This window comes from Leptospira montravelensis (genome assembly GCF_004770045.1).
Taxonomy (GTDB): Bacteria; Spirochaetota; Leptospiria; order Leptospirales; family Leptospiraceae; genus Leptospira_A; species Leptospira_A montravelensis.
Genome location: NZ_RQFO01000004.1, coordinates 896599 through 917322 on the forward strand (window position 1 = coordinate 896599; position 20724 = coordinate 917322).

Annotated in this window: 23 protein-coding genes and 1 tRNA gene; 3 read left to right on the plus strand and 21 right to left on the minus strand. The window is 38.0% G+C overall.

The window, feature by feature from the left end:
• Positions 1 to 53: 53 nt before the first annotated feature.
• Genes EHQ31_RS05110 through EHQ31_RS05125 form a run of 4 tightly spaced genes read right to left on the minus strand, consistent with a single transcriptional unit; the run spans position 54 to position 4499 of the window.
• On the minus strand, positions 54 to 713 hold the full coding sequence (locus tag EHQ31_RS05110; RefSeq protein ID WP_135570165.1) for an O-methyltransferase: 660 nt from the start codon (positions 711 to 713) through the stop codon (positions 54 to 56).
• Positions 710 to 1549, minus strand: coding sequence for an MBL fold metallo-hydrolase (locus EHQ31_RS05115; protein WP_135570989.1), 840 nt, complete (start codon positions 1547 to 1549; stop codon positions 710 to 712). Before EHQ31_RS05115 ends, EHQ31_RS05110 begins: the two co-directional genes overlap by 4 nt.
• Positions 1549 to 2952, minus strand: a complete 1404-nt coding sequence (locus EHQ31_RS05120; protein WP_135570166.1) for a M16 family metallopeptidase — start codon at positions 2950 to 2952, stop codon at positions 1549 to 1551. The genes EHQ31_RS05115 and EHQ31_RS05120 overlap by 1 nt, the downstream gene beginning before the upstream one ends.
• A complete protein-coding gene (locus EHQ31_RS05125) occupies positions 2949 to 4499 on the minus strand; it encodes a M16 family metallopeptidase (protein WP_135570168.1) in 1551 nt (516 codons plus the stop codon). The genes EHQ31_RS05120 and EHQ31_RS05125 overlap by 4 nt, the downstream gene beginning before the upstream one ends.
• A gap of 21 nt (positions 4500 to 4520) precedes the next feature.
• Between EHQ31_RS05125 and EHQ31_RS05130 the strand changes: the two genes are divergently transcribed.
• On the plus strand, positions 4521 to 5210 hold the full coding sequence (locus EHQ31_RS05130; RefSeq protein WP_135570170.1) for a hypothetical protein: 690 nt from the start codon (positions 4521 to 4523) through the stop codon (positions 5208 to 5210).
• Positions 5211 to 5642, plus strand: coding sequence for a lipoprotein (locus EHQ31_RS05135; RefSeq protein ID WP_135570172.1), 432 nt, complete (start codon positions 5211 to 5213; stop codon positions 5640 to 5642).
• Between the two features lie 23 nt (positions 5643 to 5665).
• Here EHQ31_RS05135 and mpl17 read toward each other — a convergent pair whose 3' ends face one another.
• From mpl17 to EHQ31_RS05200, 14 genes are all read right to left on the minus strand, one after another.
• Positions 5666 to 6094, minus strand: coding sequence for a cell surface protein MPL17 (gene mpl17 / locus EHQ31_RS05140; protein ID WP_135570174.1), 429 nt, complete (start codon positions 6092 to 6094; stop codon positions 5666 to 5668).
• 11 nt (positions 6095 to 6105) lie between these two features.
• Positions 6106 to 7263 carry a DNA methyltransferase gene (locus tag EHQ31_RS05145; RefSeq protein WP_135570176.1) on the minus strand — a complete coding sequence of 386 codons (1158 nt, stop codon included), beginning with the start codon at positions 7261 to 7263 and terminating at the stop codon, positions 6106 to 6108.
• Positions 7264 to 7840: 577 nt separating this feature from the next.
• Positions 7841 to 8365 carry a hypothetical protein gene (locus EHQ31_RS05150; RefSeq protein ID WP_135570178.1) on the minus strand — a complete coding sequence of 175 codons (525 nt, stop codon included), beginning with the start codon at positions 8363 to 8365 and terminating at the stop codon, positions 7841 to 7843.
• 71 nt (positions 8366 to 8436) lie between these two features.
• On the minus strand, positions 8437 to 8799 hold the full coding sequence (locus tag EHQ31_RS05155) for a hypothetical protein (RefSeq protein ID WP_135570179.1): 363 nt from the start codon (positions 8797 to 8799) through the stop codon (positions 8437 to 8439).
• 238 nt (positions 8800 to 9037) lie between these two features.
• Positions 9038 to 9211 carry a hypothetical protein gene (locus tag EHQ31_RS18795; protein ID WP_167481633.1) on the minus strand — a complete coding sequence of 58 codons (174 nt, stop codon included), beginning with the start codon at positions 9209 to 9211 and terminating at the stop codon, positions 9038 to 9040.
• Positions 9212 to 9308: 97 nt separating this feature from the next.
• A complete protein-coding gene (locus EHQ31_RS05160) occupies positions 9309 to 9539 on the minus strand; it encodes a hypothetical protein (RefSeq protein WP_135570182.1) in 231 nt (76 codons plus the stop codon).
• The gene (locus tag EHQ31_RS05165) at positions 9536 to 10270 is read right to left on the minus strand and encodes a hypothetical protein (protein WP_135570184.1); all 735 of its coding nucleotides are present in this window, start codon (positions 10268 to 10270) and stop codon (positions 9536 to 9538) included. The genes EHQ31_RS05160 and EHQ31_RS05165 overlap by 4 nt, the downstream gene beginning before the upstream one ends.
• 136 nt (positions 10271 to 10406) lie before the next feature.
• Positions 10407 to 11366: an RluA family pseudouridine synthase gene (locus EHQ31_RS05170; RefSeq protein ID WP_135570186.1), complete on the minus strand. Its 960-nt coding sequence runs from the start codon at positions 11364 to 11366 to the stop codon at positions 10407 to 10409.
• A gap of 3 nt (positions 11367 to 11369) precedes the next feature.
• Complete coding sequence (locus EHQ31_RS05175; RefSeq protein ID WP_135570188.1) at positions 11370 to 12590, minus strand: PilZ domain-containing protein; 1221 nt, start codon at positions 12588 to 12590, stop codon at positions 11370 to 11372.
• A 2-nt stretch (positions 12591 to 12592) separates the two neighbouring features.
• Positions 12593 to 14845, minus strand: a complete 2253-nt coding sequence (locus EHQ31_RS05180) for an alpha-hydroxy-acid oxidizing protein (RefSeq protein ID WP_135570190.1) — start codon at positions 14843 to 14845, stop codon at positions 12593 to 12595.
• Positions 14842 to 15984 (minus strand): tRNA 2-thiouridine(34) synthase MnmA, encoded by a 1143-nt coding sequence (gene mnmA, locus EHQ31_RS05185; protein WP_135570991.1) that lies wholly within the window; start codon positions 15982 to 15984, stop codon positions 14842 to 14844. Before mnmA ends, EHQ31_RS05180 begins: the two co-directional genes overlap by 4 nt.
• A gap of 1 nt (position 15985) precedes the next feature.
• Complete coding sequence (locus tag EHQ31_RS05190; protein ID WP_135570192.1) at positions 15986 to 16861, minus strand: hypothetical protein; 876 nt, start codon at positions 16859 to 16861, stop codon at positions 15986 to 15988.
• On the minus strand, positions 16825 to 17052 hold the full coding sequence (locus tag EHQ31_RS05195) for a hypothetical protein (RefSeq protein WP_135570194.1): 228 nt from the start codon (positions 17050 to 17052) through the stop codon (positions 16825 to 16827). The genes EHQ31_RS05190 and EHQ31_RS05195 overlap by 37 nt, the downstream gene beginning before the upstream one ends.
• A gap of 22 nt (positions 17053 to 17074) precedes the next feature.
• A complete protein-coding gene (locus tag EHQ31_RS05200) occupies positions 17075 to 18136 on the minus strand; it encodes a sensor domain-containing diguanylate cyclase (RefSeq protein WP_135570196.1) in 1062 nt (353 codons plus the stop codon).
• A gap of 167 nt (positions 18137 to 18303) precedes the next feature.
• On the opposite strand from EHQ31_RS05200, the gene EHQ31_RS05205 reads away from it, so the two are divergent.
• A tRNA-Met gene (locus tag EHQ31_RS05205) sits at positions 18304 to 18376 on the plus strand.
• A gap of 6 nt (positions 18377 to 18382) precedes the next feature.
• On the opposite strand, the gene proC is transcribed toward EHQ31_RS05205, so the two are convergent.
• Genes proC through EHQ31_RS05220 form a run of 3 tightly spaced genes read right to left on the minus strand, consistent with a single transcriptional unit; the run spans position 18383 to position 20665 of the window.
• Positions 18383 to 19168 carry a pyrroline-5-carboxylate reductase gene (gene proC / locus EHQ31_RS05210; RefSeq protein WP_135570198.1) on the minus strand — a complete coding sequence of 262 codons (786 nt, stop codon included), beginning with the start codon at positions 19166 to 19168 and terminating at the stop codon, positions 18383 to 18385.
• Positions 19169 to 19172: 4 nt separating this feature from the next.
• Complete coding sequence (locus EHQ31_RS05215; protein WP_135570200.1) at positions 19173 to 19853, minus strand: YggS family pyridoxal phosphate-dependent enzyme; 681 nt, start codon at positions 19851 to 19853, stop codon at positions 19173 to 19175.
• 2 nt (positions 19854 to 19855) lie between these two features.
• Complete coding sequence (locus EHQ31_RS05220; protein WP_135570202.1) at positions 19856 to 20665, minus strand: hypothetical protein; 810 nt, start codon at positions 20663 to 20665, stop codon at positions 19856 to 19858.
• Positions 20666 to 20724 lie beyond the last annotated feature (59 nt).

Genomic DNA, 20724 nt, shown 5'->3' on the forward strand with positions numbered 1-20724 from the left:
TTGCTCTCCTTAAACCAAGGAGCAGAATACCAAAAATTCGGGAGGTTTGACTACTATTTTTTATCCTTTTGAAAAAAGAGTAATCCATCACCGACAGGATACAAAGTATAACCAGAAACTTGGGATTTCACCTCATGCCAAAGAGCCATTACCGCTAAATCAGATGGTTTTTTCGGATCTGGTGCTAAAACTCGTCCATGCCAAAGCATATTATCAAATAAAAAATAAGACCCTGGTTTTGCATCTCTCCAAAGGATTCCAAAAATTTCAGGATAGGTAATTTTATCACAATCCACAAAAAATAAATCAGAACTCACCCATTCGTCAGATTCCTTCGCCAAATAATCCAGTACGGAGTCAGTCACCCGTTTAACATGAATTTGCTCAAGAATTCCCATTTTTCTAGCATACCCATCCATTAGATCTGCTTGTTCTTTAAACCTGTCTACAGTCACAAACCTAGTTTCGAGGGAACCCACTGCCATCCAAAGAGTGGAATATCCAAGACCTGTTCCCAATTCTAAGATTTGTTTGGGACGAATGAGGGAAACCAAATGAGATAAAACGGCTCCAGTGGCTGCCGACACAATGGGGATGTTTTTTTCTTTGGCATAGGTTTCCATTTCTGCAAACACAGGGTTTGGTTTGTAAACCAAACTAGAATCAATATATGATTCGAGTTCTGGAATATAAATGCTTGGTCTTGGTTTCATGATTTAGGAGGTAAAAAAAGAGAAACTCTATCTTTTAAAATGGGAGGAACTTTCTTACGAAGAAGGTCGTTTAACTCGCGGTAACTATAACGTTTAGAAGGATGGATAAGGACTATGGCTTCGTTTTCAAATGCAGATGCATGGGCAACGATTTCATCAAAATGAGTATGCCCCCATTCCCGTGCGCGGTTTACATCTCTTTTATCACAATAGTAAGTGCATTCCATAAATAGGATTTTACTTTTACGAACATCTTCATTTTCTAATACGTATTCTATTTTAGTATCACCAGAAAAGGAAACCAATGGAACTGAAATTTCTTCTGTTGGATCTTCACCTAAATCTTTTTTATTTCTGATTTCTTCGGAACTAAGACTAGTCCATTCTTTCTTAAGTTTACGTTTGGTTTCATACACCGTATAACCTTGCGAAGGTACCCTATGGAAACTTTCCCAAGGTTTAAAAAAATAACCAGGTTTTAATTCCACGCGGTCACCAAAATCCAAACCGATGAGTTCACATTGATAATCAAAATCTTCAATTTCAGAATATAATTTTAAAATTTGAGACATCTTAGGTTCCAACGCTTTAGGAAGATACACTTTGGGAACAGGTAGTTTCCGAAGACTTCTCTGTGATACGTAGTATGGAATTCCACAAGAATGATCTAAATGGGCATGAGATAATAATATTTTTCCTATATGAATTTTATCTGGATTGATAAATCCAAAATCAAACATAAAGTCAAGGGATGGGCAAATGATGGATGTACGAATCCCTCCTTCGGAAAGTCCCTCAAACTTGGTACCTTTGTATTCGAAACTTGCTGTTAACATCAATCTTCCGGATTCAATACTTTCACTGATCCTTTCCAAGAAGATTCCAATGATTTTGGTCCAACAATTGTCACAATCAACTTATCCGATTGAAAATACAATTTGCCAACTCGATTTAAATCAGAAAGAGTCAACTTATCAATTTCACTTCTAAAATTTTGTAAATAACTATCTGGCATTTTATGGTCACGCCTACGAACTTCGCTCGCAAGTGTCCTTTTATCATCTTCAAACTGAAATACAAACTGATTGATGATTGCATTTTTTGCCCGTAAGAGTTCTTCTTCAGTTAACGAATCAATGAGTTTTGGTTGGATCAGTTCTCGCATAAGAGACAAAACTTCTTTTGCAGATTCCGTTTTTGTCATAGCAAAAAACTGGATGGTTCCATAGTTCTCTTGAAACTCCGTATTACTTCCTGCAGAGTAAGCAAGTCCTCGATTGTTTCGAATTTCTCTCATATAATAGGAGTTAAACCCACCAGCTCCAATGATATAATTCAAAACTTGGATGGCGTAAAAATCAGGATGATTGTGTTCAGGAAGAACCCCTATCATAGAAATAAAAGTTTGGTTTACATCCTTTATTACAAGACGAATGTCTTTACCTTCTTTTTTTACATTTTCAGCGAGTAAGGAAGGAGTAATAAGTTCCGAATCCTGTACACTAGTATTTTCATCTAACTTAGGAAAAAAATTCTCAAAAGATTGGATCTCATAATCCCCTGTGACAAGAAACCTTCGTTTTTTTGCCGATAAAATCTCTTTTTGAAATTGAACTAAATCTTCTAAACTTAGGGATTCCAAAGAAGTGATTTGCATAGAAGTGCCAGCTAAAGTCCCCCGAAACAGAGCTTCTTTTGCTTTTCTGGAACCGAGGGCAGTTGGATTGTCATTCCTACGTTTGATTTCTTCGGTGAGTTTTCCTTTCGTAGTATTTAGTAATGACTCATCTAAATACGGTGCAGTAAAAAAAGACTGCAAAACAGGAAGGACTTCTTTCTCTGTGGATTTTAAATAGGCTATGCTAAAAACGGTTTTTTCATAATCGATCGATACAGAAAAAGTAGCCCCATAAAATTCCAAAGTTTCTAAAAACTTTTCTCTGGGATATGTTTTTGATCCTGATAATTCCCAAGTATCTTCTAGTAATCTTGTGATTTCAACAGAACGTTTTCCTAAGTGTTTTCTCCCATGATAAACATAAAAATCTGCATATACAATCGGGAACTCAGAATTTTTTAACGAAAAAACCTCAACACCTGACGAATGTTTTACGGATTTGATTTCTGGAACTTCAAACTCTAGTGGTTTGAATTTTAAATCACTGACAAATTCACCCATCTCCCTGGCAGAAAGGTTATAAAAACTAAAAACAACTAAAAATAAATAAATACGTTTCATTCTGATTTTTTCCTTACGTCTTCCAATACACCAATCACAACCTTGTCTTTGGATAAATATTTAGGAACAAGAGTTTGAATTTCTTGGGAGGAAGTTTGTATAATCGAAGTATATTGGCGGAAAAGACCCGCCCAATCTCCGTATAACAACTGATAGTAACTTAATAAATCCGCAATACTTGCATTTTCATCTAAGGTTTTGATAAAGTCCGAAACCATTTGATTTTTTACTTTATCAAGTTCCTCTTTTGGAATCCCGTTTTCTTTAATTTTTGATAACTCATCCCAGATGATATTTTCTATGACTTCTGGTTTGGCATCCTCTCTTGGTTTAACAAAAAATACAAAATAATTTTGGTATCTTTCACCAGGATACCCATTGGCCGCTCCCACACTTACTGCCAGTTTTTCTTCTAAAACGAGTCGTTTGTACAACCTAGATCCTGTTCCTGAAGTAAGGACAGTGGACAGTACATCAAAAGAAGAATTGTCTTTATGCGGATAGGGAGGTTTTAAAAAACCCATCATCATTTGACTTCCGGATGGATGGTACACCTTAAATCGTTTTTCACCTGGAAACGATTTTTCTTCCACTTTATAAGTGGGTCTTGGTTTTCCTGGTTTTAGATCTGAAAAATACTTTCGAATAATGGCCTCTGTTTCTTCAAAATCAAATTGTCCAACAACAGAAATCACCATCCGATCGGGAGTATAATGTTTTTGAAAAAAAGCCTTTGTATCTTCAATTTTCAAAAATGGTAGGCCTGTGGAATATCCAATCACCGGTTTTCTATATGGATGGCTTTCAAAGGCAAGGGAGAAAAATTTTTCTCTAAGGACACCGGCACCACTATCATCAGTTCGCATCCGACGTTCTTCGATGACTACATCTCTTTCTGTATAATATTCTCTTAAAATAGGATTTTTTAATCTATCCGATTCGATCTTTGCCCAAACTTCGATTCGGTTGTTAGGAAGTTGGATTTGGTAGTTGGTTACATCTTGCGAAGTATAAGCATTGAATCCCACTTCACCATTTTGTTCATAAATATAGGAGTCTTCGTTTTTTACAATAAAGCCGTCTTGTAATTGGATTAGATTCTTTAATCTACGATTCAAAGTATCCGCTTCATTTTGCAAAGAAGAAGGAATGGATTCTCCCCTTGTGGTGAGATCTCGAATTTTGAGTTTGATGTCATCAAGCTCCGTTCCCCAAACTTCGATTTGTTTTTGGTATTTTTCTTCTTTTTCAAAGTCTGTGGTTCCCACAGTTTTTGTTCCTTTGAAGAGCATATGCTCTAAAAGATGTGCCGTACCCGCTTCTTCTGGTGTTTCATCCACAGCACCCACAAGAAATTTGATGTACAATGCCACAGTTGGCGAAGTACCTCGTTTCATCATCACAACAGTCAGTCCGTTTTCCAAACGAACTGTTTTTATTTTTTCTCGGAATTGGGATTCGGAAGTTCCAAAAAATTGGTCCTCGGAAAAAAGAGGCAAAAATTGTAGTAAGAAACAAAGGAAAAAGATTCGTAATTTCGACATCATCTACTAGTCTTGAAGTTGGAAATGGTTCGTAAACTTCTAATTTTAAGTCTCTTTTGTTCCTGCCGCCTCTTTACCATTGCTGATCCCAATTATGTGGAACAAGCTCTACTCAATGAAAAAGACGAAGGGTTTATTTCTCGTGAATTTTTCCAAGTCAAAGTCGAAATTCCTGTCACTTACAAAGAAGTTTCTGGATTTACAAGACGAGAAGATTGTAAACGTAGAGCCTTTATCGAAAGAGAAAAAGTAAGCCTACCGTACCTACTCCAAATCCAAAGACAAAAACACAGGCTCGGAGAAGGATTCAGCGAATATAATGCATCCTTAGAAGGAAAGGAACGGCAAACAAGGATTGCTACCAATGCAGCCCAAAACGCTGCCACCGCAACGAGTACACAAATCAGTCCCACAACTGCGGCCACTCCCATCTTACTTCAAAACGCGCAGACAACCCAAGGGTTATCCACTACAAATCCATCCCAACCGCAAATCGCTGGTCAGAACCTAGGCGAAGTTAGGGGGAATCCCCAAGAGATGAAAGAAAATCCTGTAGAAAACTTACACAACTTTGCCTGGTTTTTTGATGGCCTTCAACTCTACAAAGAAGATTATTCGGACCGAACAAAATGTGCTTTCCTATTCCGCAACATCCAACCTAAATTAATGGAACGTGTGGAAAAAACTCCCATATCAGAACCTAGGAAATTGTAGATGAACAAATCACTAACAAAAATTATACTTTCTTTAACTATCGTTATTCTTATTTGGAATTGTAAATCCAAAGAAACCAAAGATGTTGCCCCTCAAAGTAAAGATACAGAAAATATTACTGTTTTAGAATTTACGAAAGCCAAAGAAGGATTTATCTCTGATACATTATTTCAAGTTGCTGTCTCTAGCGTTTTGGAAACAGAAAACGCAAGGTTAGAAGAAGCAAAAACTATCGCAGAACAAAAATCCTTAAATTTATTAAAAACTTATACAATCCCCAATCTGACTGATAAGGGACGTAAAGAACTTCGCGAGATTTCCAAAGAAGGTAAGATTGTAGATAAAAACATTTCTGTGGGTGGAAGGTATTTTTTCTTATACCAAATCCAAAAACCAAACTTAAAACGTCTGGTGACAAAAGACTTAGAATAAAATTCTAAGTCTTCAATTGATCATTAAATAGAAAACGTTTTGTTTACTTTTGCTGGAATACAAATGTTTTTCACAAAATTACAATAAAACAATTTTGCATCTACCTGCAACTTCCCTTTTCCTTCCACTTGGAAGGTTAAGGGTCTTACATATTCAAAGTATTCTGGTTTTTTAGGGTGCACTGGACCTTTCAGTTTCAAATCAGCATTTAAAACTTTGAGTCCATCAGCACCTGACAAAAAAATACGATGCGGTGCTTCCATCTGAAATCCAAAATCTTTTGGTAAAAACATTTCCAACTCATACTTACCCGGAGATTTTTGTTTGATCGAAATTTCGATGGGATGGGAATCCAAAGGATCGGCAGACAAAGTAGAATAAATAACAATACTGCCGACAGACCCAATGAATACAAAAAGAGAAAGTATGAAAAGATTTCGAATTTGTTTCATATACATTAGACTTATAAAACTTTCCTAAAAACAACACAACGATTGGAATTTGTGCCCTTTTCGTTGTTGGATACCTGCCAACAATTCGAAAGTTTTGTGAAACTTTGCGTATGGACATAGGTTTTGTTCCAAACAAGTCCTGTCCCTTCGGCCATTCTCACCACATCCTCATCCAAATAAAGAATAGAATTTCCTTTTTTGACTTCACCCACTTCCATTACCATATAAGATCCTTTTTTTAAGACCCTAGCGGATTCCTTTAAAGTAGAACGAATGAACTCATTCCAATCATTTAAATTACTAAAGATACTGAGTTTTCTATCTTTTGACTTTTTGATATCAAGAAACCAGTGGCGTAACCAATTGTCTCCTTCATAGTCCACCTTATCTAGGAAAGGTGGTGAAGTCACAATCAAATCCACAGATTCAGAATCGATATCAGGAACAGAATTTGCCGAATTTAAGGAATACAAATTGTTTTTAGAAAATTCATGGTAAAACGGCGGAATTGGTAATGCTAAATCGCGTTTCATCTTTTGATAAATTCTAGGTTTGACGGGACGATATTCTGGCGATTGTCCCCTCTTGATATTATTTTTGGCCTGCGACTCAGGGGGTATTGATACTTGAGGAAAAGTATACACCGAAAAAAATCCAGTGCTATGTCCATGTAACCTTGAGAGAGCGATTAGTGAAATAAACTTCATTTCCACAGACGGATCTTCCGCCATATATCGTTTCAGATTTTTAATTTCTTTGAGAGTGCGTGGATGAAAAAAAGGAAGAAGGTTGCTATCAAATGGATCATCCTCAACTTCTCTATCCAAATCCAAAGAATTTAACTTTTTTTCTAAATCTTCAAGTCGCGGTACATATTGCCTAGCGCTCGCAAGAAAAATAGACAATGGATGGATGTCGTTATGAACCGCCACATGTCCTTCAATATTTGCCTGTATGGCCGTAGTTCCACGACCACCAAACGGATCGTAAACGACCCTATTTTTCTTTTTTAAAAATTCCTTCATAAAAAAAGAAGGAAGTTCTGGCTTAAATGATGCTCTATAACTTACGGTATGATGAATTGGATGTCCTTGGCGTTGTTTTGCAGTCCAAAACTCACCAAATACAATTTTATCGGAATCCTTTAGTAATCTGCCTGCTCCTGCCATCCTTTGCAAAAGCCTCCTCTCTCTTTATAGAAAGATCGGAGGAAAGGCGAATTCTAAATTGGATTTTTATTAAAAGCTATGGGACATAGTGTTTATGATTGGGGAAGACTCAATGCACCGTTTATAATTCAAATCGAATTTCCAGCCATTGCATGATCTTAACATCTTTTCCAAATTAGATACAGAAAAGACTCACTCATCTGCAGATGATTTCCATCAAACAATCAGAGATGATGAGTTTGATGTTGGTTCAAGTGTTCAAAGTGAAATACTTTTCGACTTCCGAAAAAAGAAAAAAGACAATGTTGACAGCAAAGGAACACTATGCAACCGAGCACTTCCTCTAACACAAGTTTCAATCAAAATTCTTTCCTACTTTCGAATAGCTAGTAAGATATTTGGTCGATTGAATATCTGGAAAATATTTAGATATAAAGCCTGTGTTTGTTTGGCTATTGCGTATCCGTCAGAAATAGAAAAAACCAAGATAATTTTAATTATTTAAGGCTAGCAACATTCTATTTTTAATCGTAAAGAATATATGGCCAGTCGGAACCCTGCTATACCTTTGCCGCGATCAAAAGATTTTAGATTGGAAAAATTTAGAAAGCCAGCCTTTGTCCTGTTTAGGCATATTCTCTTGATTGTCTGATTTCTTGAGTTCCTCGACCCATTGATTAAAAATATCTCCAGCTGTCCATTCTTTGTGATTTGTATAATGAAGTTCATAACTAATATCAATATTGAACTTACCAATCTTTGGAAAGTAGGCCATTTTCAAAAATGTCGGAACTTCTCGTTTAGCTTGCAAAAAGAGTTCCCTTACTTCTTTCAAAGATTTCCCCCCTTCTCGAAGAAGAGAAATAACCCTTGCATCACTAAGGTCATATTTCTTTTTCGATGCGACATTCAGATTATGAACTTCCGATAATTTGCCATTAATTCTATAAATAAGCTCGTATGCGATAATATTTCCCTCTAAAGATCCAAATACAAATATTGTATCTACTTCTTTTTTATTGAAATCTACAAATTCAAATGCAATCTCGATCATCTGTTCGCAGAGATCTTGAAATTTTTGATCAAATTCAATTGTGGGCATAATTAACCTCTGATAACATTTTGTTAGCTGTTATATTTGATTGGCCTTCGAAAGTCAAGATAGCTTTAGGATTAAGGAAAGTCTTTTAAATAATCTTCAATTTCGGTATAGACCTTATTATTAAGCATACTTTTATATTGAACCTCGAATTCGCCATCTAACTCTTTTTTTAGTTTCTTCCAAATCTCTATGCCTTTAGATTCGAATGCTTGTTGTTCTTCCTCAGAAAATTCAATGGAATCTGGAGGGTATTCATAGTCAAAACCCTTCTCATACCAATTTCTCCAGTTCTCGAGCTCTTCTTTTAAGTCGTCACTTAAATAGAGTCCAGCATTTTCATAAGGATACTCCGGTTCTTCGAAAGTACCTTCATCTGTTAATATCCAAAGGCAATCCCTAAGAACCTCAGCTCGTAGTTTGATGATTCTTTTCATAATATTTTCTCGAGTTTATGCCAAAGATCGACAGACAACTAATGCAAACGTACATAGTAATCTCCATCAAAGTTTTTATTTACATTCTCATCCGAATCAAATTCAAATAGAATTTTTAAATCGTCTTTTTGTCCTTTCCCATACTTTTCAAAATTTGAATGAAAATAATCTTCTAATTTCTTTCTAGATCCATTTTTCTCCGAGATTAATATGTCTTTATCTTGTTTAAAAAATACTATTAAACGAAATTTTTTTCATTTTCAACGAAGACAAAAACCTTGTGAGATGCATTTGGGCAAATGTCTTGAAAAAAATTCATACACTCTGCCTCAATCTTATCAATATTCAGATAGCGTTTTTTGCTTTTTCTTTTTGCCCTCTCAAAATCTGCCTCTGATGGAATATTTGTCATTGAACTTCCGTATTTATTTACTTTTTAAATTTTTAGTGAAAGCCTTTCACAGCTGCAAAGTCTGATATCTTTTCAAATATTCTAATTTTTCCGTTTCTTATCGGAGATAACGATCTCCGATAATCATACGAACAAAAGCGTAAAATATATATAACCAATAGACTAAACTTGGTAATGAGATATACAATTCGGGTATCCCTTTTTGAACTTCCTTCCATCCAAACATTATCACTAAAACTGCATGCAACCAACTATATAAATGAGGATGAGAAGGTAGAATTATCATATAATATAAAAAAATGAATAAAGAGATACCTATAAACTTCATTTCCCTTTCCATTTTGCAACAGGCGGAATGTAACCCATCTCTAAAAGTTTTTTCCCACAATGGGGATCGTTTAAAAAATCTTGGTATTCTTTATTCTTCGCTAATTTCTTTTCAAAATCAGGTTCTTCCCAATAGCAGGTTTCTTTATTCGCATTTATATATCGGTTCGGTTTAGTGTCATAGTGTAACATTTTGATTTGGAAATATTTTGAAGTACAGCGCTCGTAACCCCAGATGGACATTGGTCGATTTTGCCGTTTAAATTCGTGATACATTTCTAAGGCATCAATGCTACTTTCTAAAGTGACAATATCCCTTTCTTTATCAAAAAGAATGACTGAATAGAATTGGACTATTCCTTTATAGAGATACAAATTTACTAATAAAACTTCGTAAATAGTTGAGGTGTTCGATTTATTTGTTTTTTGGACAATGCCCTTTCCCCCCTCATACATAATGAATCTATCGATAGGGACATTTTTTTTTCGATACTGATAAGGAAGAATAGGAGAGAAGGAAAGTCTTTCCATTATTTTTCGTCCCAAAATTTGGTATAGCTCTAACTCGGTAGTTTTACCAGGTTTTATTAGATCTAGTAAATTCACGTCTACATTGAACAGTTGCCGTGTATCCTGATTATGAATATCCATTTCATCAGGAATGATCCTTTCTTCAGAGCATGCTTGACTCGAAGAAAGGATAAAGAATAAAAGTATTAACTTAGTTTTCATTTTTATCCTTGGTTAGGGTAGGTTGGTGATCCATACATTCTATAATAGTAAGGAGTTCTATTCTTTTGTCCAGGATTTAGCTTATAAATCTTTTCAAAACCATTCAAAAATAGAGAGGTGGAGTTATTTCAAAACATTACGAGTAGATTAAATCATAGTGATTGGGGAAGAGAGATTCTATTTCCGGAAGCGGATTGGATTTCACAGTGATTTGTAAAGGGATCCGCTCATCCATATAACTTATGCTATGTGCATGTAGAAGTTGCCTTTCCGCTCCAAGTTCTGCCAACAATTCTTTGGTGAGTCCAGACTTAACAAAATCCAAAAACATTGTTTCGCGCGGACCATATAGTTTATCTCCAAGAATCGGATAACCCAAATAAAGAAGGCTCACACGGATTTGATGAATTCTCCCTGTAACAGGCCTGACGAGAACCAAACTTATGTTTTGTGAATTATTATAACGTAAAGGTATAAAATTGGTAGAAACTGATTTAGAATCCAAAAATTCTTCTAAAGAGAATTTCATTTTTTTACGAATGGCCGATTCCAAATCCTTTCCGATAAACCCGTCCAACTTAGTTTCTTTTTCAAAAAAACCACGGACGACTGCTAGATATTCTTTTTGAACTTCCCTCAATTCAAATTTTTTTTGAAGCCAAGTGCGACTCTCTTCTGATTTGGCAAAGATGACAATCCCCGAAGTTTCCCGGTCTAGTCTGTGCACCGGGATGACTGTAGGATACGTTTTCTCAAGAAGGTTTAAGAGAGTTCGTGTGCGGTACCTGCCCGCAGGGTGCATCGGTAAATTTCCCGGTTTATCTACAAAAAGAAAGTCCTCTGTTTCTTTCAAGATTACATAGTTTGTATCAACTTCTGGCTCCTGAATCCTACCGGGAATCGGTTCGTAAGTTAAAGTATCACCTTCTCTGAGTACCAAATCTGCTGTAGCCATTTGGTCCTGTACTTTCACACGTTTTGCTTCCAAAAGGAATTGCCACTCCTCTTGCGTATGATAAGGAAATTTTGTAGTTAAAAATGTTAAAACCGTCTTACCCGTGTAAGGATATCGTATGACGGATTTATAAGATGACATTATTTAGGATTCTTGCGTTGGTTCATCTGAGGGAAACTCTGAATCCATTGTTTCCCCAAAAGGATCCCCTGGTTCCTCGTCAGCTCCCACAACGGGTGAGTTTTCTTCCGAAACGAGTTCTTCCGTCGAAGATTCTTGAGGAGGGTTTTGTTCTATAACTTCCCCTTCTTCTGCTTTCCCCGCATCCAAAAACTCCCCCAGGATTTCTAAATCTTTTTCTGTTAGGTTATAGAATTGGCAACCCACACGAAAGTTAGTCTCTTGGTTACGAATATTTTTGATGATCCCGCGAATGGTAACTCGTTTGCCCTCTTCTAAGTTTAAATCAAAAAGGATTGTGCCATTTAAAGTGACAGACCTAGAAAATGACCGAGACGGCGCGTGGATAAAACTAATACCGCCCATACTTAAATCCATAACTTGGCAAATATCGCGGGATTCTTGGAACACGCCGGTACTAATGATATCACGACTCACAGCATTGGCAAAGGTTTGGATTTGTTTATAGATTTCAAGGTCTAGAGGTTTTTCTGCTAAAACCTGTACATAACCAAGATGAACATAACCCTTGTATTTAATAGGAACACAAATTTCGGAGGTGAAGGAATCTGCAATTTTAGAACTTTCGAAAATTCTCAAATACTCATCAAAAGGAAAAAAATCAGCCGTAGCTGTAGACTTTTCCTTACGATCTATGATAAAAATATCTTTGTCATAATGGTGCATTAGCCGCAATCGGTTGTCCATACGACCTGCAAAAAAAATGGAAGATAGAGGAAAAGCTTTGGTGAGTTTTGTTCTGTAAGCAAGAAGGATGGCATCAACTTTTTTATCATCAAACCCAATGGCTTTAGAAACATCATTTACGTTAATGATATTAGAAACAACCATTCCCGTTTGGATTTGACTAGCCTCTACCCGTGATCCTTGTCGAGTGGCAGCAGTAATCTGAATTTTAACAGGTGTTAGAATTTCGATTCCGTTCCCGTCGCCGCCTGCCACAAGAAAATGTGCTAAAAATTTACTACCATTATGCACTACTGTCAGGATTCGGTCTCTACTAGGAAATTTTAAATTAGTGTTAATAACAAGTGCTTTATTTTTCAAAGCAATGATCTTCACTGGATACTCTTTGTCCAAATTGACAATATATGCTGGCAGTTTCCCGAAAAGTGCGGTGATAACCTTTAAAATTCCATCGGGGTCTTTGATTTCCTTATCCATAGTCAACCGTGAAGTTTATGAAGCAACATTGTTCGCTTGATGTCCACCAAAGTTTTGGCTCCGGTAACACTCATTGATTGTTTTAGTTCTTCCGAATATTTTTGTAAAAGAAAACGAATTCCTGCTTCTTCTCCACCAACAAGTGAAATGGCTACAGGTCGTCCAAGTAAAACAGCATCAGCACCAAGGGCCAACATCTTAAAAACATCCATACCGGAGCGTATGCCTCCATCTACAAGGAGAGGAATTTTACCTTTTACTGCTTCCGCAATTTTTGGAAGAACACGAGCGGTTCCTGGCATTCCATCCAATACCCTTCCTCCGTGGTTTGAAACAACGATAGCAGAAAATCCACCTTCCACCGCAAGTTTCGCATCTTCTGGATTCATAATCCCTTTTAAGATAAATGGCAGTTTTGTTTTCTCTTTTAAACGAACCAAACGATCAAGAGGTCTTGTGATACTCGATAAGTTCTTTTGAACCATCGTTTTGAAATTTACAGCATCAATATCCATCCCAAGTGCGAACACTCCGTCCGCCTCTGCCTCGGAAAAACGATCCACTAACATGGATTCATCTTCTCTTGGTTTGCAGATTAAAATCCCTTTTCCAGATGCTTTTTTCAAACTATCTAACATGATTTTGTATTTTTCAGGAGAAGCACCATCACCTAGCCAAGCAAGGCTTCCATTTTGAACAAAGGACCGAACCACTAGGTTGGCATAATCTGCATCGGTCATTACAAAATTCATATTGGTCCCAACACCAGTCATTGGTGCTGCCATAATTGGAGTTTTTAAATCGTATCCTAAAAACCTTGTATGAATTTCAGGAATTATATGGTCACGGATATATCCCGGCAAAATGGAATATTCAGAAAGAGCGACACTATTGTCATGGAAGGTTTCCATGCGACCCACACCGCCCATTCCAGGAATCCCGGAAGCACAATTACTTCCATCACATTGTTTACAAACCCAACAAATATCCTTTCCAAAACGAATTCTTGCTTGGTCACCTATCTCTTTTTCTGTAATAGAAAACTGCTCATCCACTTCAAACCGAATGGTTTGTTTGACTTTTTCAAAAACTACTTCTGCATCTTTTAAATTTTCAGCAACAATGATGACATGTCCCGACTTATCAATGTTATTGGTAGGTTCTTTAATGATATCCCCTGGTTTTGATTGGATAAAAACTTCTGAAACTCCATCTATTTTTTTTATCTCTTCCACTCCACCAATGGAAATGAGTTTTCCTGGTTTAGAAAGTAACGAACGTTCGATGGATACACGATTTAGCACTGGATCTAAATTGTCTGGTGTTTCGCCAAGAGAAATAAGAAGGGCAGCACGGTTTAAATTGACACCAGTAGATAAAGGATAGGTAAACGCAGACATAAACCCACCGGATAGTCTTGCCGCAATTTCCCCAATTTTGACTCCTTCTTTAGTGACTTTGATATCCCCTTTACCGGCACCTAAATGGATACCCAGTGCCCGCATTCCGCCTGCCATCACTCGTTCCACTTCGTCCAAAATCTCTTTCGACATCGCCGAAGGCATGTTATGTCCGACTTCAATAAAATAAGGTTCTCTTTCGATGATCCTGTCAGCAATACCTGTCATTCGAATTTGGCCTTGGAAGGCTAAGGCATCCACGGAAAGTTCAGGACCTTCCATATATTCCTCTAAAATCAATTCACCAGTAGGACAAAACCGTTTTGCATGTCTAAAAGCCGAAGGTAAGTCATCTTTATGATTCACCTTGATGACACCTCGAGCCCCCATATTGTCAGCTGGTTTCATTACCAATGGAAAGGTCAATGAATCCAGGGCCTCTTTGGCATCTAATAGAGACCAAACAGCTGCAAAACGAGGAATTGGCATTCCGAATTCCTTTAGCCTTTGACGCATCTTTACTTTGTTAGATGCAGCTTCTGCATCCACAAAACGAATTCCTGGTAACTGTAAAGCAGAGGCTACAGCAGCCACCGTCATACTAGCATCGGTTCCCGCAGTGATCACGCCATGAATCGGCGAATTTTGGGCAAATTTTTTCGATTCTCGAACCATTCCTTCCACATCCTTTGTGGACATGACTATGGATTCGTCTGCAATTTGAAATCCAATGGAAGATGGATTCATATCAGCTACGACTGTATGAAGTCGCATGGTTTTTGCCGTTTGGATGATGGGAACTTGTAACAATCCCCCTCCAATGATGAGGATTGTTTTACCTTCTACCGATTTCAAATGGTAACGCTCTCCGCCTCTAAAACAAAATTTGTTTTTACCTTTCTTGTAATGGAACCTTTTTGGATGATCCCACCTGCCAGTAGATAATCTCCATTGGTTTCATAAAATGTAGCAGATTGTCCTGGAGTTACACTTTTCACATCTTCCAGAAATTTTACTTTCCAAGTATTTCCCAATGAAGTCACCTTACAATGAACAGGTGCACTTCTATAACGAATTTGGACTTTCATTTCTTTTGAGTCACCCACTTCCATTGGGCTAAGTGCTTGGTAGGTAATCTCTTCCAATATAAAAGATTCGGAAACCGTTTCTTCTTCTTCCCCAAGGACAACTGTTCCGTCATCTTCGATGGCCAAAACATATAATGGATTTTTCCAAGCGATTCCAAGTCCCTTTCTTTGTCCGATCGTGAATCCTTCTTTTCCTTGGTGTTTGCCAATGATCTGGCCTGAGGCTAGTTTAAAAAATCCTGGAGTGAACTCCATTCCCTTTTTCTTCAAAAAAGATCTATAATCATTTTCAGGGATAAAACAAATCTCTTGTGATTCAGGTTTTTCTGCTACAGGTAGACCCATACGTTTTGCGATTTCCCGCACCTGTGCTTTGTCCATTTCACCAAGAGGGAAAACTGTATTTTTAATATTTTCTTGGGACAAACCGTACAAATAGTACGCTTGGTTTTTTTTCATGTCAACAGCATTACGGATTGCGTAACGTCCATCCACTTCGACGACACGGGCATAGTGGCCTGTGGCAATTTTTTCTATACCTAATATTTTGGCTTGTTCGAAAAGAGCACCAAACTTCACAAAGGTATTACACTCTACACAAGGGTTTGGCGTTCTTCCATCTTTATAATCATTAATAAAACGGTCGATGACTCGTTCTCCAAATACTTTTTCCATTTTAATTACATAAAAAGGAATGTTTAAAGAAAGACCTACATCACGTGCATCACGAATGTCTTCGGGAGAACAGCAGGATTTTTTCGTGGTATCACAGGCTGGTGCTTCATATTCCCAAGTACGTAGGTTGACACCGATGACATCGTAACCTTCTTCCATAAGTAGTCCTGCGGCTACAGCGCTATCTACCCCACCACTCATTGCTACTATGATTTTTTCTTTTTCTTTCACCTTAGTTTTTGGAATGAACAATTCCCACACGCCCCCGAGAGAAGTCCCAAAACAGGGGACGAGTCCTGAGGATGTCGAGTCCGATCACCCAAACCTCTTCCCTATCCTTGTCCCCCGGCAAAAGGAAATTCTCAAGTGAAATTCCAGTGAGAAACTGGACTTGCCTGTATTCTTCGCGGGTTCCAACCTTCGTCACCAAATAAAAGACAGAAGTCGACTTCATTAAGTTTGCCTTTTGGATTTTATTCCCTGCAAGAAATACCTTCTTTTCTCCAAGAAACCTATCCTGAGCTCCCTTAGGCAAAAGGTTTAAAGAGGAACCTGTGTCGACAAGGCCAAAGGAAATATGACCCTCCGGATACTCAAATTGTGCATAATAATGATCCCCTTTCTTTTTGATATTCAGAAATTTGAAATCCAGTGATAAGTAAGCATCGGGGTGTTCACAAAACGGGGAAGTTTCAGGAAATTGTTTTAACACCTCTCCTATCCAGAAAATACAACTGCCACGAAAAAAATCAAGGCCCAGGAGCCCCGGAATCGATTCAGGCAAAACCCCTTTTTTATTTTTTAAAATAAACCGTTTTTCACCCAACCGAAATTCCTTACTCTCTTCAGAGGAAGGCGAATCATAAAAACTCAAATCAGAACCTGTGTCCCATAATAATGACAAGGATTGGCCAGAAGACTCCAAACCATGAATCAGTAAATGAGTTCCCTCATCCGAAATGGAAATAGTGGAATGCGGAGGTAGATTTTTGGTTAGAGTAAAAGGAACAGAGGTTTGGTGGACACGAACAGGGCCTGGGTTACAGGCCCCAAACAAAACAAAGGAAAAAACTACACTAATTTTTTGATACAACGAGAATTGGGACATCGAGTATAATCTACAATACAATCCCGATATTCAATTCCTGTATTTTCATCTTTTGTCTTGTATTCGATAAAACAAGAGTAAGGTTGAAAATCATACGAAGAAAGACCCAAAGCACGATTGCGAATGGATTCATATACATCGGAAGAAACCGATGGCGAAAGATCGTTGAGTAGGTATGCTGGCTCTGCCATACTCTACCCATCGGCAAATTTCCTAATCTTTATAACAAATTGTGCGGTTTCTACCAGAATGTTTAGCCTGGTATAGTGCTTTGTCGGCCCTTTCAATCAGGTCTTTATTGTTTCTGTCGGTAGTACGAAAGCTGGAAACTCCCACAGACAGAGTTACCTTTAGATCGGTTCCATCATTCGGATTTTTCACAATCATGGACTCAACTGCTTTTCGAATTTCTTCTCCCTTGGTCATGGCTTCTTCTTCCGTTGCTCCCGGCATCACAAGACAAAACTCTTCCCCACCGTATCTTGCAGGAATGTGATGGCGAAGGGCAGCATTGATCAATTGTTTTGCCACTTCAATGAGAACCACATCACCCGCTTGGTGTCCATAGGTATCATTAAAACTTTTGAAATGATCCACATCCGTAAAAAGTAAACACAACTTAGTTCCTTTTTTACGACAACGATCCATCTCTTCTTTGAGTTTGGTTTGGAAATAATGATGAATTTTGAGTCCTGTCATCATATCTACCGTTGCCAGCTCATACAACCTTGCATTGTCTACAGCAATCCCTGCCAGGTTGGCAAGAGTGGTCATAAATTCTTTTTCATCTTCCAAAAATTCTTCGGAAGTCATTTTGTCACCGAGAACGAGAAGACCATTGACCTTACCCTTAGCATTCAAAGGAACAAGAATCTCTGCTCCCATTTTACGAAGGTAAGTGATGTCGGGAATGGATTTGAGTGTATCCATCAGGAGGATCTGGTCCATTGTGATGGCTTTGGGTTTCTCTTCAAAATAATGAATGAGAGGACTATCGATTTTTATTTCGTAGTTTTGTTCTTCTGAGCTGAGTTCAAATCCTTTTATGGATTGGGGTTCAAGTTTGAACAATCCTAAGTCAATTTCCGGCTCCAAATACATGGCTGCATGTAGAGTTTGCAACTGAGCCAAACAAATATTCAAAATAGCATCAATTAAATACTTATAGTCTAACGTGGAATTTAGGGCACGAGAGATTTCCAGTAGTTGTTTTTGGTCGTAGATTTTTTTTTCGTAATGCTCAAAAACGATATCAGTGTTTTCTTTAAAAGACAAAACGCACCGCCAGAATTCTGTATAAGATAGGAATCATTCGTCTTTTTTGACTACTGTAAAGTAAGATTTTGATGGAAATCGATAAATTTACGAACGGAAGAAAATAGAGAAGTTTTCATAATGTTTATGTTGACAATTAACCAATCTTTAAAATACTGGTTTTATACCGCGCGGTGGAGCAGCTGGTAGCTCGTTGGGCTCATAACCCAAAGGCCACAGGTTCGAATCCTGTCCGCGCAACCGTTTTTATCCTTTCCCTAATTCTTTACTTCTCTCCGTCGCTCTATGAATTGCATCTCTAACGGCGGTTGAGAATCCTCCCCTTTCCAATGCATCCAATCCATGAATGGTAGTTCCACCAGGAGAAGTGACCCAATTTTTCACTTCCATAGGATGTAAGTTTTTATCTTCTTTGCGTAAAGAGCGAAAATACGCAAGAGTTCCCTCTATGGTTTCCATTGCCAAAGATAAAGACTCCTCGTAACTGAGTCCTTCTTGCAATCCACCTTCCGTCATCGCTTGTAAAAACGTTAATACATAGGCAGGACCAGATCCAGAAAGCCCTGTCACTGCATCCATGAGAGATTCTTTAGCCACTCGAATCCCAGTTCCCATTCCATAAAACAATTGTTCAACGTTCGTTACCGCATTGTCTTCGCAAAAGTAAGCAAAGGCTCCCCTTTCTGCTACAAGCGGTAAATTAGGCATCACTCGCACAGCCAAAGACCCACTGGGTGCATTTTCCGTGATTTGCGAAAAAGAAATTCCGGCAGCAATGGATACAAAAGTAGCAGGTTTCGAAAATTCTTTTAATACAGGAACCACAAGGTTTGGTTTCACAGCGATCACAATGACTTCGGTCTCATTACGAATGGCCTCAAGTGTTTTGACAAGAACCACACCTTCCAAGTGAGACTCTTTTAGATTGGGATCAAATCCATACACCTTGGTTCCTTTTTTCACAAGCGCAGATGCGATTGCCCCACCCATTTTACCCAGGCCTACGATACCTACTGTTTCTATTGAATTCATTTGTTTATTCCCTTTCTCCAAAAATCTTCGACCCAATTCGCAAGTAATCAGATCCTAAAGAGGCAGCGATTTCAAAATCACCACTCATTCCCATCGATAATTTTTTATCGGGAAAATATGTATCACGTAATTCCGCAAGTAAGGAAAACACTTCTTTTGTTTCGGCCAAATCACCTGTTGAAGGGCCCATTCCCATAAAACCTTCCCAAATACAAAATTCATTTTGGTAACTGGAAAGGGTATCTTTCATATTTCGTAAGGTCTCAAAACCCATTCCATGTTTTGTATTTTCTTCTGTAAGATTGGCCTGGATGAAATAACGAATTTGTTTTTTTTCTTTTTCAGCACGTTTCAAAAGTTCCTTTAAAGACGAGATACTGCCCACACCATGAGTATGTGAAAAAATACCGAATAACTTCCGCAAGGTTCCCGATTGTACGGGTCCAATATGGTGTAAATGGACGGAGGATTCTGCCTCCGGAAACTCTTCTCTTAGTTTTGTGAATTTTGCGATCGCTTCGGGAATATAGTTTTCACCGAACTCACGTATTCCTTGGAGGTATGCTTCTCTTACCACTTCATAAGGTTTGGTTTTGGACACAGCTATGATCACGAGGGACCGATTCGGATATAAATCCTTTAGCGAGTTTTGGATGGAAAGATACAAAGAACCGTATTCGGCCACAATTACTTTGCTAACGCTTTTTCTAAGGAATCAATACGTCGTTCGATCTCAACAAATCGTTTTTCATTCCTATCGTTTTGCGTAGAGAGTTTTTGTTCTACATTCCGCATCCTCACTTCCAAACTGGAGGAAGTCACTTCTCCTGAGTCTTTTGTTTTAGAAGGTTTTTGCGTAAGGTATGTTTTTTTGACTTTTTTACTTTGTTTCTTTTCTGAAATAGAATTATACTTTTTAGTCCGAACTTGTTTTGGCTCTGCTTTCGGTGAACTTACTACTTTGGAATCAGGTTTTTGGTTTGGTTTGATCGAATCTTTAGTCTCTGCCTTAGGTTGTTTTGTTGTAGGAGAAGATTCCACTCCTTCGGAAACCACTTCTTCTTTGGCAGGAGTTTTTTTAGTTTTTTTAAGGTCTTCTTTTGGAGAGATGGATTCTTCTACTTGGTCCAACTTATCCTGCAAACGAGCGGCAGGATCCATCTTTTCTTTTGTCTTCGCGGAGGCGGCCACAGAAACAGAACGTGGCTGATTGGATTCCGGCTCCATATCGTCTAAACTCGGTAATTCGGGAAGTTTGGAACGATCTTCTAGCGATTCTTTGGTTTCTGTTTGAGTGAAATTTTCTTTGGGAGCGGGGATTTTGGGATTTTCTCTTTCGATTTCTCTATCTACCATCTCCACTTCCCGGTTTTTTCCGATGGTTTGGAGTTTTTGGTAAATTTCGTTTCTATAGATAAATGCAAAAATGAACGATGAAAGAAGTAGGACCACTAGAATGGCAGTTGTGAGTATTTTCAAATTGTCGCGGCGGCCCATGACGTGCGGATTCCTTTCCTTTGATAAGAACAGAGTACACGTTTTTGGTCTTTCGAAAA